Here is a 12,984-nt window from a genome sequence, read left to right on the forward strand (position 1 = left end):
GGGGCTGAGCTGCCGTTACCCGACAGAAACTTGTGGCTATTGTAGAGAACTAAAACAGGTCGTATAGTTCCCGTCACCTCGGTGAAGGGAAGCCACCTATGCAATCGGTTACTCGGCGCCGCGCCGGAGCCGCGCTCACGCTCACGGGGGGCCTCGTCCTCCTGACCGCGTGCGCCTCCGGCGCCTCCGGCGGCCCGGCCGGCCGCAACGCTCCGACGGAGCGGAAGATCGCGTCGTTCACGTACGCGATCTCGCAGATGCCCACGTCGTTGAGCGGTATCACCACCAAGACCAACACGCAGATGATCACCTCACTGGTCGCGGAGCCGCTCGAGCGGATCGGCTTCGACCAGGGCCAGATCAGGATCACGCCGGGGCTGGCCGTCTCGGCCGCCGAGCCCGACAAGAGCACGGTGGTCTACCGGCTCCGGGACGGCGTCACCTTCTCCGACGGCAAGCCGCTGACGCCGGAGGACGTCGTCTGGAGCATCGACGCCGCCGCCGCGCCCACCGCCGAGACCGCGGGCAACATGCAGGGCTTCAAGAGCGCGGAGGTCACCGGCCCCCGCGAGGTCACGGTGACGTGGAAGTACCCGACCGCCTTCCTGCGCAACGCCCTCGGCGGCCTCCCGATCCAGCAGGCCGCTTTCGCCAAGGCGCACCCCAAGGACCTCGGCACCTCGGCCGCGCTGCCGATCGGCACCGGCCCCTACGTCTTCAAGGCGCAGACCTCGCAGGACATCACGCTCGCCCGCAACCCGGGCTACTGGGGCACTCCGCCCAAGCCCGACTCGGTGAAGTTCACCGTGATCAGCGACAACTCGGCCGCCCAGCTCGCCATGCGCTCAGGATCGCTTCAGGGCGTGCAGGTCAACGACCTCAAGACCACCGCGCAGTGGAAGGGCAGCGGGGCCTCGCTGCACATGGCGGACGACTTCAACTCCGACCTCCTCTCGATGGACACCGGCAAGCCGCCCTTCGACGACCTGCACGTCCGCAAGGCGGTCGCGCACTCCATCGACCGCAAGGGCGTGCTGGCCGCCGCCTTCGGCGAGCACGCCGCACTGCTGAAGACGATCGTGCCCACCGGCGAGCTGGCCGGCGTCGCCCAGGAGGCCGAGGCGGAGGCGTTCCTCGGCCGGCTCCCGGCGTACGAGTTCGACCTGGCCAAGGCCAAGGCGGAGCTGGCGCAGTCCGCGCACGCCGGCGGGTTCGAGGTCACCGTCCCCTATCTCAACACCTCCGCGTGGGAGCGGCTGCTGCTGCTCAACCTGCAGCAGAACATGAAGCAACTGGGCGTCACCGTCACCCCCACGCCGGTGCCCCCCGGCCAGTGGTTCCAGACGTTCTTCAGCCACCAGACCACCGGCATCCAGGTGATCACCGGATTCGGCAGCACCCTGCCCGACCCCTCCGGGCTGATGTTCGGCTTCGTCGGCAAGGCCAACATGAAGCCCAACTTCCCCAACTCGGCGAACTTCACCACCCCGGTCGTCGAGAAGAACTTCCCGCTCATCGCCCCCGAGACCGCCGGGAAGTACTCCAAGGAGGAGCGCTGGGCGGCGACCAGGGCGATCATCACGGAGATCGCCGAGCAGGTCCCGTACGTGCCGCTCTACACCCAGCAGCAGGTGTACGCGCTGGCCGGCGGGCTCACGTTCACCAGGACCCCGACGCTCTTCGACAAGCAGAGCGGCGCCTGGATCGACCTGCTGCGTTCGAACAAATGACGATCATCCTCTTCCTCGCCAAGCGGCTGGGCGCCATGCTCCTGCTGCTGCTGGTGCTCAGCTTCCTGGTCTTCGGGCTGCTGGCGGCCAGCCCCGGCTCGCCGGTGCAGACCCTGCTCGGCACCCGCCCGCCGACACCGGAGGTGCTGGCGGCGCTGCAGGCCAAGTACCACCTCGACGAGCCGTTCCTGCTCCAGTACTGGTCCTGGCTCGGCGACGCGCTCCGGCTGGACTTCAGGCAGTCGATCTCCATCCAGACCGACCAGGACGTCCTGCTGCTGATGGGTGACCGGGCGGCGATCACGCTCCAGCTCGCGTTCTACGTCGTGGTGCTGGTCGTCGGCTTCGGCATCCCCCTCGGGATGGCGGCGGGCATGCGGCGCGGCCGTCCCACCGACCGGGCCGTGTCGTTCCTGGCCACGTTCGCCATCAGCGCGCCGCCGGTCGTGCTGTCGATCGCGCTGCTGTACGTGTTCGGCGTCGCCCTCGGCTGGTTCCCCGTCTACGGGATCGGCGAGGGCTTCAGCGAGCGGGTCGCCCACCTGACGCTGCCCGCGCTGGCGCTGGCCGGATTCCTGTCCGCCGTCGTCATCCGGCAGACCCGGGCCGCCACCCTCACGGTCATGCAGCAGGACTACATCACCTTCGCCCGCATCCGCGGGCTCAGCCCCGCCCGGGTGCTGGTCCGCTATGCCCTGCGCAACTCCGCCCTGCCCGTCGTGACCAGCACGGGGATGCTGGTCATCGCCGCGCTGTCCGCCGGGGTGTTCGTGGAGCAGGTCTTCTCCCTGCCCGGGATCGGCACCCTGCTGCTGCAGGCGGTGGTCGACAAGGACATCCCCGTGGTCCAGGGCCTCGCCGTGCTCCTGGGGGCGCTGGTGGTGCTGGTCAACCTGGTCGTCGACCTGCTGGGCCTGGCGCTCGACCCGCGCACCCGTACGATCGCGAAAGCAGGTGCCTGATGGCGGTGATCGCCCTTTCCGCCTCCGCGCGAAGCGTGGCCAGGGCTCCCCTCATGGTGCGCCTGGCCGCGGGCTTCCTCCTGCTGGTCGCCGTGCTCGCCGCGGCCGGGCCGTGGCTGACGCCCTACGACCCCGGCGCCCAGGACCTGATGCTGAACGTGTCGGGCTCCAGCGGCGCGCACTGGCTCGGCACCGACCAGCTCGGCAGGGACGTGCTGTCCCAGGTCATCGCGGGCACGCGCAGCGCGCTGGCCGGCCCGCTCTGCGTCGCGCTCGGCACCGTCGTGGTCGGCGCGGCCCTGGGCGTGCTGGCCGGATACCGGGGCGGCTGGATCGACTCGCTGCTCAACCGGCTGGCCGATCTGATGTACGCGCTGCCCGGGCTGCTGGTGATCATCGTGCTGGTCGGCGTCGTGGGCGGCGGCTACTGGTTCGCCGTCCTCGTCCTGGCGGTGCTGTCGCTGCCCGGCGAGATCCGGCTGTGCCGCAGCGCCACGCTCGCCCAGGCGCGCCTGCCGTACGTGGACGCGGCCCGCACCCTGGGCCTGCCCGCCGGGCGGATCATGGCCAGGCACCTCCTCCCCAACATCATGCCCACCGTGATCGCGACCTTCCTGCTGGACTTCGTCGGCGCGCTGATCAGCCTGTCCGGCCTGTCCTACCTCGGCCTGGGCGCGCCGCCCGGCAACCCGGACTGGGGCGCCCTGCTGCAGAGCGGCCAGAACCTGCTCGCCGACAACCCCTGGATCTCCCTGGCGCCCGGCGCCATGATCGCCTTCACCGCCACCAGCTTCACCCTCCTGGGCGACTGGATCTACGACCGCTACTCCATGGACGGTGACCGGCCATGACCCCTCTTCTCACCGTCAGCGGCCTGCGCGTGCACGCCGGTCCCAGAACCCTGGTCAGGGAGGTCGACTTCACCCTCGACGCCGGCCGGACGCTGGGCATCGTGGGCGAGTCGGGCAGCGGCAAGACGATGACCGCCCGCGCCGTCATGGCCGCCCTCCCCCCGGGGGTCGGCGCGTCCGGCGACATCACCTTCGACGGCGTCCCGCTCATCGGCAGGAAGGAACGCGAGCTGCGGCCGCTGCGCGGCACCCGCATCAGCATGGTCATGCAGGACCCGTTCACCGCGCTGAACCCGCTGCAGACCATCGGCGAGCACCTGCGCGAGTCGCTCCCGCGCCAGGTGCGCCGCGACCGCGGCGCCGCCCGCGCCGAGATCGTCCGCCGCCTGGCCGAGGTCGGGCTCGACGCCGCCGAGGTCGCCCGCAAGTACCCCTTCCAGCTGTCCGGCGGCATGCGCCAGCGCGTCGCCATCGCCGCCGCGCTCGCCGGGGACCCGGACCTGCTGGTCGCCGACGAGCCCACCACCGCCCTCGACGCCACCACCCAGGCCGACATCCTGCGCCTGCTGCACAAGCTCCAGCGCGACCGGGACATGGCGCTCATCCTCATCACGCACGACCTGCGCGTGGCCTTCTCCGTCTGCGACCGGATCCTGGTCATGTACGCCGGGTCGGTCCTGGAGAACGCCCCCGCGAGCGAGCTGGCGCGCACGCCCGAGCACCCCTACTCCCTCGGCCTGCTGCTCGCCGAGCCGCCGGTGACACACCTGGTCGAGAAGCTCACCGCCATCCCCGGCAGCGTCCCGCGCGCCGACGACCTGGCCGACCGGTGCGCCTTCGCCGCGCGCTGCGACTGGAGCACGCCCGACTGCACAATGTCCCGGCCACCGCTCGCGCCCGTCGGCGACGACCGCTCGTCCGCCTGCCTCCGCCTGGACGAGATCCGCGCCGACCTGCGGCTGCGCCGCCAGGAGGCCACGCAGGCCGCCGCGGTGCCCCGGCCGCGGACCGGCGCGCCCATCCTGACCGTGTCCGGGCTGAGCATGACCTACCGCACCACGTCCATGGTCTCGCGGGCGGTGACGAAGCAGGCCGTACGGGAGGTGTCCTTCGAGATCGCCGAAGGCGAGTCGCTCGGGCTCGTGGGCGAGACCGGCTCCGGCAAGACCACCATCGCGCGCTGCGTTCTCGGGCTGCAGACCGCCACCGGCGGCACGATCCGCCTCGGCGAACTGGACGTCACCGACCACAGGCGGCTCACCGCGAAGCAGCGGCGGCAGGCCGGCCGCCTGGTCCAGGTGGTGTTCCAGGACCCGTACGCCTCGCTCAACCCCGCGCTGTCCATCGGCGCGGCGCTCACGGAGGCGCTCGCCGTCGGCGGCACCGGCCAGCGGGTCGGCGACCTGCTCGACCTGGTGGGCCTGCCCGCCGTCTACGCCGCCCGCAAGCCGAGCGCGCTGTCCGGCGGCGAGCGCCAGCGCGTCGCCATCGCCAGGGCCATCGCGGTCCGGCCCCGCCTGCTGATCTGCGACGAGCCCGTGGCCGCGCTCGACGTGTCCGTCCAGGCGCAGGTGCTGGAGCTGCTGCGCGAGGTACGCCGGGAGCACGGCACCAGCATGCTCTTCATCACCCACGACCTGGCGGTGGTGCGGCAGATGACCGATCGCGCCATCGTGCTGCGGCACGGCGAGATCGCCGAGAGCGGGGACACGGGCACGATCCTGGACTCCCCCCGGCACCCGTACACGATCAGCCTGGTCGAGTCCGTGCCCCGGCACGAGTGAAAACTTCGACATACTGTTGAGATCGATCCTGCGAGACACGAGACAGGGGTACGGCCAATGACAGCCACGTCCGCGGACGGCGAGCCGACGTTCACCACGAACGAGCGGGCCCACGCCGCCCTGGTGGTCGAACTGCTGGGCCCGGTCATCCCGGCGCTCGCCCAGGCCATGGGCCCCAAGACCGAGGCGGTGCTGCACAACCTGACCACGATGCCCAACACGATCGCCGCCATCGGCGGCACGCTGACCGGCAGGGACATCGGCGGTCCGCCCACCGACCTGGGGCTGCGCACGTTCAAGGCGGGCTGGACCGAGCACCTGATCGGCTACCGGTCGGAGACCGCCGACGGGCTGGTGATGCGCTCGTCGAGCATCTTCTTCCACGCCCCGTCCGGCAAGTCGGTGGTGTGCCTGTGCGTCAACACCGACATCGGCGACCTGAAGCGGGCCGAGGAGATCCTCCATGCGATGACCGCCCTCGCACCCGGGGCGGGCCCGATGCTCGACGCCCCTCCCGGCAGGCCGGCGGAGACCTTCCCGGTGTCGCTGGAGAGCCTCGGCGAGGGGATCCTCGACAACGCGATCAACGGGGCCGGGGTGCCGGTCGACCTGATGAAGAAGTCGCACAAGGTCGCGGTGGTCGAGGACCTCAACAAACGCGGCTTCTTCACCCTGCGCGGCGCGGTGGACCAGGCGGCCCAGCGGCTCAACGTCAGCCGCTTCACGATCTACAACTACCTCAACGAGCTCCAGGCCGAGACCGTCGACTGAACGTCCGGCCTCAGGTGTCGTCCCGCGCTCCCACGACGATCACGCCGGCCGTGTGCAGGCTGGTCAGCAGGGTCCAGTCGTCGGCCGGGTCGAGCCAGACCTGGAGCTCCGCCGGCCCCGACGGCCGCGGCAGCGACCCGGCGGGCTCGTAGAAGGCCGAGACCAGCACCAGGGGCACCGGCGCCTCCCACCGGGAGGGGGCCGGTGGCTCGTGCCGGCCGCCGAGCAGGACGGCGCGCTCGGCCTCGTCGCAGGCGTCGAGCTGCGGCCCGGCCGCGAGCTGGGCCTGCACCCTGACCTGCACGTCCATCGCGAGGCCGACCCGCGCCGCGGCCCGCTCGCCGTCGGTGGCGAGCGAGGCGTAGCCGGGGATGAGCATCCCGGTCAGCTCGGCGGCGTCGTCGGCGTAGCCGCGGTAGGTCCCGTCCGCGTGGATCATTTCGTAGCGGTACGGCCGGCCGTCGCCGTTGACCGGGGCGGGCGGAGGCGGCTCCGCCGCCGAGGAGTTGCGGATGATCACGGCCACCGGCCGGCCTCCCGTTCCGTGGTGAGGTCGTTCATGCCGCGGGCGCCCAGCGAGTGGCGGCGAACAGGGCGGTGACCTGCTCCTTGTCGGCGGCCCGCCAGAACAGCTCGTCCATCAGGAGCCGGAAGGAGAGGCTTCCTCCCTCGGTGAGGTCCAGCCCGGGCTCCTGCTTGAGGAGCTCGGCGTGGGCGCCCAACTGGTCGAGCCGGCCCAGGTTGGGCAACTGACCCAGCGTCGCGGTGCGGAAGGCCGCCTCGACCTCCGCGAGCGACACCTTCACACGGGACTGGATCACGGCGGGGTCGAGCGAACCGTCCCACAGCCGCCACTCGACGTGGTCTTTCGCGGTCCCCTTCATGCTCTCCATGTTCACCGCGGACTTGCGGCCGTTGAGATTGCGCACCGGGGCTATCGACCGGTAGCCCTCCGTGGGGAGCCGGTTGGGCTGGCATTGCGCCACGCCCCGGTGGCTTTCCCGCTCCGGATTGTGCCCGAGCCTGAACAGGGTGTCGGTGTGCAGGCCCCCGTGATTCAGCAAGCTGGTGTAGTTCTCCACGATGTGGTCGAAGTCGTGCGTGCTCACGTGGACGTGCCCGCCGGTAGAGGCGCCGGCCGTGCCGCCGTGCGCGCGGATGATCTCGGTGGCGACGAGGAGGTTCTCCCACGTCGCCGGCTCGTCGTACAGGATGGGTGAGATCAGCTCGCCGTCGACCGTGCCGTCCTGCTCCAGCCTCCAGAGGCCGCGCCCGCCGTTCTTGCCCGACCGGTAACCCTCGTCCCGCATGGTGTGGTAGTTGTCCACCTTGGCATCGCCGGTCAGGCCGGCCTTCTGCAGGGCACGGGCGATGGCCTGCAGGGCCTGGCGGGCGTTGTGCTTCGGCAGCTCGAACTCGATCTCCACCCCGAAACCGCGCCCGCCGTCCCGGGCCGCCAGGGACGCGGTGGCGTTCTCCCGCATGTAGGGGATCACCGCCTCTCCCCTGACCGCGCGTTGCACCGCCTGATCATAAGCGTGCCGGTACGCCGCGAAATCCCCCGTGAAAGAGACCTCGGGGCGATCCGGCCAGCGCTGCCACGCCCGGGTGCGGGACTCCAGCGAGGCCACCATTTCCTGCTTGGCCACCACCAGCGGGTCCTGGCCGACCAGGCGCGACACGGTGCGGCGCATGGAGGACTGGCGGAAGGCCTCCTTCGCCTGCGCGTGCGCGTGCGCCGCGGCCTGCCGGGCGTCCCGGACGGCCGCGGGCGACAGGTCGTGCAGGCCCGGCGGGACCTGCTGCGGGTCCGGCCGTACGACGTGCGTAGACAAGACGTCGAGCACCTGCTGCCTGTCGAGCGGCCCGAAGGGGTCGACGCCATGCGGTAGTGCCACGGCGGCATGCCGCACCAACTGCTCGACGGAATGGTGGTGACCCGTGTCCCCCGCCAAGCGGCGCAGCGGATCGAACACCCACATCCGGGACGGCGACTCGGAGGCGGTGATCTCGGCGAGGCGGGAGAGGGCGCGCGCCTCGTCGTTGCTCAGCTGCGTGAGACCGCGCTCGGCCGCGATCCGCAACCCGTCCCAAAGGTACGGGTCGCGCGCCCGGTAGGCGGCGAGGCGGCCGACGAGATCCGCGCGGTCGGCCGCCCGCGCCAGGTCGGCGCCGTCCGCCTGCGCGTCCGCGGCCAGGCGGACGAGCTGCTCGGCGGAGCGGCCCAGCCCGAGGTCGCCGGCCAGGCCCTCCAGCGGCGGGACGGCGTCGCGGCCGGAGTGCGCGACGATCTCCTCCAGGCGCGCGGACAAACGCGCGGTCGGGTCGCGCAGCTCGGGCAAGGAGTATCTGTCGGCGAGCAGCACCCCGTTCCACAGGTACGGGTCGTCCTGCCAGAACCGGTCCATGGCCGCGCGGAACTCCGCCTCCCCGGTCGTCCCGGCCGGGAGGTAGCCCTTCTCGTGGGCGGCCCGGACGACCGGGAGCAACTCCCTGACGTCGCCGATGCCGTGGCGGTCGAGCACGGGTTTGACGAAGGTGCGGACCTTGGCGGAGGTGACGGGCTCGCCCATCATCTCGACCATGAGCCCGATCGTGCGTGCCTGCGCGGGGGTCGCCTCGGGGAGGGAGAACCGGGCTTGGTAGTGCTGCCCCGTCCAGCGGTAGGAGTCCGCCGCCATGGCCGTTCTGAGAGCGTCGACCAGGTCCGTACGGCCGGTCGCTCCGTCCGGGTTCATGCCGAACCGCCGGGCGTTCTCGTAGACCTCCACCAAGGCGTCGAGATCGAGGTTCACGCCGAGTTCGGACGCCAGGTCGTGGAGGGCCCTGCGCGGGTTCGGCCAGTTGAGGGTCCGGCTCATCGAAGCCAGTGCTCTTGCCGTCGTGTCGCTCCCGTCGATGACGGGCAGCTCTTCCACCAGGCGCCGACCCTCCGCCAGGAGGACGTCGTCCGCCGCGGCCGGGGAGTTGCTCAGCAGGTGTTCGATCCGGTTCGGCGGGCCGCCCTGGTGCGGGCCGTTCTGGTGCGCGCCGTTCTGGTGCGCGCCGTTCTGGTGCGCGCCGTTCTGGTGCGCGCCGTTCTGGTGCGCGCCGTTCTGGTGCGGGCGGTCGTTGCCGGGCGACCAGCGGTGGACGGTCGCCGCGGCTTCCGCGAAGTTCCGCGGCCGCGGATCGGCGATCGGCGAGAATCCGTCGGTGTCGGGGAGACCGGGCATCTCGTGCGTGTTCGCCGGATGCGGTGGCCGGGGGCCGGTGTCGGGAGCCGCCAGGACGCGGTCGAGTTCCGTGCGTACGTCGGGCCAGGCCCGGGCGAGGTCGGGGTGCAGGTTGAGGGCCGGCACCTCCTCCAGCGGCACCCACACGTTGTCGAGCGACTCCCGGGAGGCGGGCCAGACGTCGGCCTGGTGGGACATCTCGCCGATGACGGTGTCGTACGCCCAGCCGCCGTGGTCGTCGTGGTGGACCCCGCGCACCTTCACCTCGCTCGGGTCCAGCCGGTTCTCCTCGCCGGCTTCGCGGAAGCCGCCGTCGACCGGGTCCTCGCCGCGGTGGAGGGCGCCGCCGGGCAGCCCCATGGTCCCTCCGTGCTGCGTCTCCATGGAACGCAGCTGCATGAGGACGTGGACCTCGCCGCCGGGAGCGCGGTGGAAGAGCAGCAGACCGGCCCCGCCTTCCGTGCCCCAGTGCCGGTGGCCCTGTGCGCACTGCGTCCATCCGTCGCTGGGCTTCGAGACCTGCCAGCCGGGTGGAATGTCGGAATAAGTGGCGGGCGTCTCGGCGACGTGCGGGGGCCGCAGCACGGTGACCTCGCCGGGCGTGGCCAGCACGACGAACTCGTTGAGAGGCAGCTGGCCCATCCCCGTCCACGGGGTGGACAGCACCTGGGAGGCCGGGAAGACCCCCGCCATGACCGCCCCCTCCCCCAGGCCGGTGTACCGCTTGGCGACCCCGGGCATGGCGCTCCACGACTGCAGCGGCAGCGCCGGCGGGGCCGGCACGACGTCGCCGTTCGCGGCCTCCGCCAGGACGGGGACCGGATGCTGGTCGAGCGTGATCCCCCGGTAGAGCACCAGCTCCTCGATGCCGCGGCTTTCGAGCTCGCGCTGCGTCTGCGCGTACTGCTGCCGCAGGAAGTCGCGCAGCATGTCCCCGGAGCGGGCGTGGATCTTCGCGGCCGTCCTGGCGCGGTTGAGGTCGCCGTACGCCGACAGGTCGAGGACCCCGGTCAGGCCGAACTCGTCGCGCGCGGCCATGTGCATGGCCAGCCGCTCCGGCAGCATCTCGCTCGCGCCGTATCCCCACGTACGCAGCAGCTCCTCGACGGCCAGCCGTCGCGCCGTCCGGTGCGCTTCGGGCGAGTCGAACGGCAGTTGCTGGATGATCTGGCGTTCGCCTTCCGCGTATTTGCGGGCGCCTTCCACGAAGGCCGGGAGCTCGCTCCGTTCGACCGCCTGCCAGGTCCTGATGGTCTTTCCCATGACGCGGACCTGGCTCTGGACGAGGTCGCTGGCGGGGTCGCCGACGGCCGCCTGCAGACTTCGTTTGCGGCCCACGCCGAGCATGTCCTTCGTCGAGGACCGCATCGTGTCCGCGAGCCGCTCCACCGTGGCGGTGTGGGCGGCCTCCCAGGCGGGGCCGCTGATCGGGTCGTAGGCGCCGTCCCGGCTGAGCAGCTCCGCCACCTGCCGCGACACCGGCTCGATCCGGCGCGGGTTCTCGGGCAGCGGGCCGGACCTGGGCACGACGGTCTGGCCGCCCTGGAGGTCCGTGTGCGCGTGCTGGGGCGTCTCCGGGATCGTCGGCGCCCGCTGATCCGTCGCCGGCGGATCGCCGCCGTCGTCGCCGTCACCGCCGTCGCGCAGCACGGGCGCGGAGTCGTCCGTGTGCCGCTCCTGGACGGCCGGCGCGGTTTCGGCAGGTGGGCTGTCCTGGGTCTGGTGGTGGTTGTCCTGTTCGCCGGCGCCGGGGCTGTCGGGGGTCGGGGTGATGATCGCCGGGACCGTGGCCGGGAGCAGTGACGTGTGAGGGAGGCTGCCCGGAGTCGCGGGCTCGGCCCGCGGGACGGCAGGGGTGGTGTCGCCGATCGGGGGCCGGGCGGCGGGGAGGTTCTGCTGGGGTCGTGCGAGGGTGCCGCCCGGCTCGGCTGGGCTGTGCAGGAGCACGTCGTGGCGCCGGGTGACCTCGCCGACGATCACCTGGCCCTGGTGCGGCTGGGGGAGGTTGGTCCCCGGTTCGGACGGCTGGCGGTTGATCAGGGTGGCGACGTCGGCGTGCTGGTCGGGCCGAGGGTGGTGCTGCGCCAGTGCGGTGGTGTCGTGCCCTGCGAGCCGCGGTGCGGCGTCGTGCGCTACGGGCGCCGAGGCGGCGTCGTGCGCTAGGGGCGGCCGGGCGGCGTCGTGCGGTACGAGTCGGGGCGGGGACGGGAGCGCAGGCGAGGGTGAGGGCGGGGGTTGGCCGCCGGATGACGGCGGCGGGTCGGCATGCGGGGCCGTGGCGGACGGAGTGTCGCCGAGTTCCGCGACCGCCCGCATCGGGAAGTGGCTCACCCGTGCCGAAGCGGGGATGTCGAGGCCGCCCGCGACACCGGAGATGAAGGTGTACGCCAGGTGCTCGCCGTCGAGTTGCCCGCTGATCGCCAGCCCCGGGACGGCTCCGGCGGTGCCCGCCACTCCGCCCAGCAGGGCCTGGCCGTACATGCTCTGCGCGATGGCCGCGATCTTGTCGCGTACCGCCAGTTCGGCCTCGGAGGCGACGTACACCATCCGCCGGCTCAGCAGACGGGACAGGGCCGCGTTCGCGCCGGCGAACAGGGCACCGGTCAGCGCGCCGCTGCCCACCGACATCGCCAGCGACGCGAGGTCGAAGTCCCCCGCCTCACGGTCCCCCCAGATCTGCTGCGCCACCTGCACGCCGAAGTCCAGGCCGCCCATGATCCCGGCGAACTTCAGCATGTTGACCAGGATCAGCCGCTTCAGCGTCTGGATGTTCACCTGGGTCATCAACGTGTTGTGCTGGATCAGCCGGAGAACGGCCGGGCCGTTGACGTAGATCCACACCAGCAGCTTGACGATCATCGCGCCGAGCAGCGCGAGCGAGGCGTAGATCATCCACTCGGTGTGCTGCATCCGCACGCCGTGCTCGCGCAGGGATGCCGCCTCCTCCCGGAGCGCCTTCTCCATGAGGTCGATCAGCGTCTCGTCCGAAGGGGGGCCGTCCGCGTCCGGCTGTCCGCCGAGCACCTTGAAGACCTGCTCGAACGTTTCCTTGGCGGCGCCCTGCCATTGGTGATCCCGCAGCGACCGCACGACCGCGGCGGCGTCGTCCGACTTGATCGTGGCCAGCAGGTCCGCCAGGTTCTCCAGCACCTGCGCCTCGGCGATGACCCCGTCGACGTCGGTCTCCGGAAGCGCCCCGCCCGTCAGCGGCAGCGCCAGCGGCCGCACGATCTCGGGCACCAGACTGAGGTCGAGTCCCATCACCGCGGCTCGGGCGTACCGGGGTACGGCAGGAACGACTCGAAGTTCGTTCCCTCGCCGAACAGGTCCTCGAACGGGAGATCCGGCACGCCGAAGGGCTCCATCAGTTCCTTCATCTCGGTGGAGACCTGCCTGGTCGCCCGCCCGATCTGCTCGACGACGGAGGCGGACAGCTCCGACGGGGACAGCTTGCGGTAGACCCGGGGATCGAACTCGATCGTGCGCACCTCACCGCGGGGACCAACGGTCACGGTCACCATGCCGTCCTTGGACTTCGCCGTCGCCGACAGCTCCCGAACCCTCTCCTGCATCTTCTTGAGCTGTTCGGTCTGCTGGTTGACCTCCTGGACGAGTTGTTCCAACAGCCGCCACGGTTCGTCCATCGTCACCTCCGTCCCTCACGAGCACCA

8 protein-coding genes are annotated in these 12,984 nt (G+C 71.6%); 5 read left to right on the forward strand and 3 right to left on the reverse strand.

From position 1 onward, the window contains the following. Positions 1 to 98 precede the first annotated feature (98 nt). From AB0J87_RS32310 to AB0J87_RS32330, 5 genes are read left to right on the forward strand one after another with little or no spacing between them, the layout of a single operon-like run. Entirely contained in the window at positions 99 to 1,730 is a 1,632-nt protein-coding gene (locus tag AB0J87_RS32310) for an ABC transporter substrate-binding protein (protein WP_363971183.1), read from the forward strand. Then, the gene (locus AB0J87_RS32315) at positions 1,727 to 2,692 is read left to right on the forward strand and encodes an ABC transporter permease (protein WP_363971185.1); all 966 of its coding nucleotides are present in this window, start codon (positions 1,727 to 1,729) and stop codon (positions 2,690 to 2,692) included. Before AB0J87_RS32310 ends, AB0J87_RS32315 begins: the two co-directional genes overlap by 4 nt. Continuing rightward, positions 2,692 to 3,543, forward strand: coding sequence for an ABC transporter permease (locus AB0J87_RS32320; protein ID WP_363971187.1), 852 nt, complete (start codon positions 2,692 to 2,694; stop codon positions 3,541 to 3,543). The genes AB0J87_RS32315 and AB0J87_RS32320 overlap by 1 nt, the downstream gene beginning before the upstream one ends. Then, positions 3,540 to 5,327: an ABC transporter ATP-binding protein gene (locus AB0J87_RS32325; RefSeq protein WP_363971189.1), complete on the forward strand. Its 1,788-nt coding sequence runs from the start codon at positions 3,540 to 3,542 to the stop codon at positions 5,325 to 5,327. The genes AB0J87_RS32320 and AB0J87_RS32325 overlap by 4 nt, the downstream gene beginning before the upstream one ends. Before the next feature lie 57 nt (positions 5,328 to 5,384). Next, positions 5,385 to 6,098 (forward strand): PAS domain-containing protein, encoded by a 714-nt coding sequence (locus tag AB0J87_RS32330; protein WP_363971191.1) that lies wholly within the window; start codon positions 5,385 to 5,387, stop codon positions 6,096 to 6,098. 10 nt (positions 6,099 to 6,108) lie between these two features. Here AB0J87_RS32330 and AB0J87_RS32335 read toward each other — a convergent pair whose 3' ends face one another. From AB0J87_RS32335 to AB0J87_RS32345, 3 genes are read right to left on the reverse strand one after another with little or no spacing between them, the layout of a single operon-like run. Then, positions 6,109 to 6,624, reverse strand: coding sequence for a hypothetical protein (locus AB0J87_RS32335; RefSeq protein ID WP_363971193.1), 516 nt, complete (start codon positions 6,622 to 6,624; stop codon positions 6,109 to 6,111). Between the two features lie 31 nt (positions 6,625 to 6,655). Further along, entirely contained in the window at positions 6,656 to 12,574 is a 5,919-nt protein-coding gene (locus AB0J87_RS32340) for an NUDIX domain-containing protein (protein WP_363971195.1), read from the reverse strand. Continuing rightward, positions 12,574 to 12,957 (reverse strand): YbaB/EbfC family nucleoid-associated protein, encoded by a 384-nt coding sequence (locus AB0J87_RS32345; protein ID WP_363971197.1) that lies wholly within the window; start codon positions 12,955 to 12,957, stop codon positions 12,574 to 12,576. The genes AB0J87_RS32340 and AB0J87_RS32345 overlap by 1 nt, the downstream gene beginning before the upstream one ends. Between the last annotated feature and the right edge of the window lie 27 nt (positions 12,958 to 12,984).

This window comes from Nonomuraea sp. NPDC049625 (assembly GCF_040675285.1).
Taxonomy (GTDB): domain Bacteria; phylum Actinomycetota; class Actinomycetes; order Streptosporangiales; family Streptosporangiaceae; genus Nonomuraea; species Nonomuraea angiospora_A.

Excerpts from the sequence above, each read along its gene's own strand:
- AB0J87_RS32310 (WP_363971183.1), top strand. The coding sequence starts at position 99 with ATGCAATCGGTTACTCGGCGCCGCGCCGGAGCCGCGCTCACGCTCACG.
- AB0J87_RS32315 (WP_363971185.1), top strand. The coding sequence starts at position 1,727 with ATGACGATCATCCTCTTCCTCGCCAAGCGGCTGGGCGCCATGCTCCTG.
- AB0J87_RS32320 (WP_363971187.1), top strand. The coding sequence starts at position 2,692 with ATGGCGGTGATCGCCCTTTCCGCCTCCGCGCGAAGCGTGGCCAGGGCT.
- AB0J87_RS32325 (WP_363971189.1), top strand. The coding sequence starts at position 3,540 with ATGACCCCTCTTCTCACCGTCAGCGGCCTGCGCGTGCACGCCGGTCCC.
- AB0J87_RS32330 (WP_363971191.1), top strand. The coding sequence starts at position 5,385 with ATGACAGCCACGTCCGCGGACGGCGAGCCGACGTTCACCACGAACGAG.
- AB0J87_RS32340 (WP_363971195.1), bottom strand. The coding sequence starts at position 12,574 with ATGGGACTCGACCTCAGTCTGGTGCCCGAGATCGTGCGGCCGCTGGCG.
- AB0J87_RS32345 (WP_363971197.1), bottom strand. The coding sequence starts at position 12,957 with ATGGACGAACCGTGGCGGCTGTTGGAACAACTCGTCCAGGAGGTCAAC.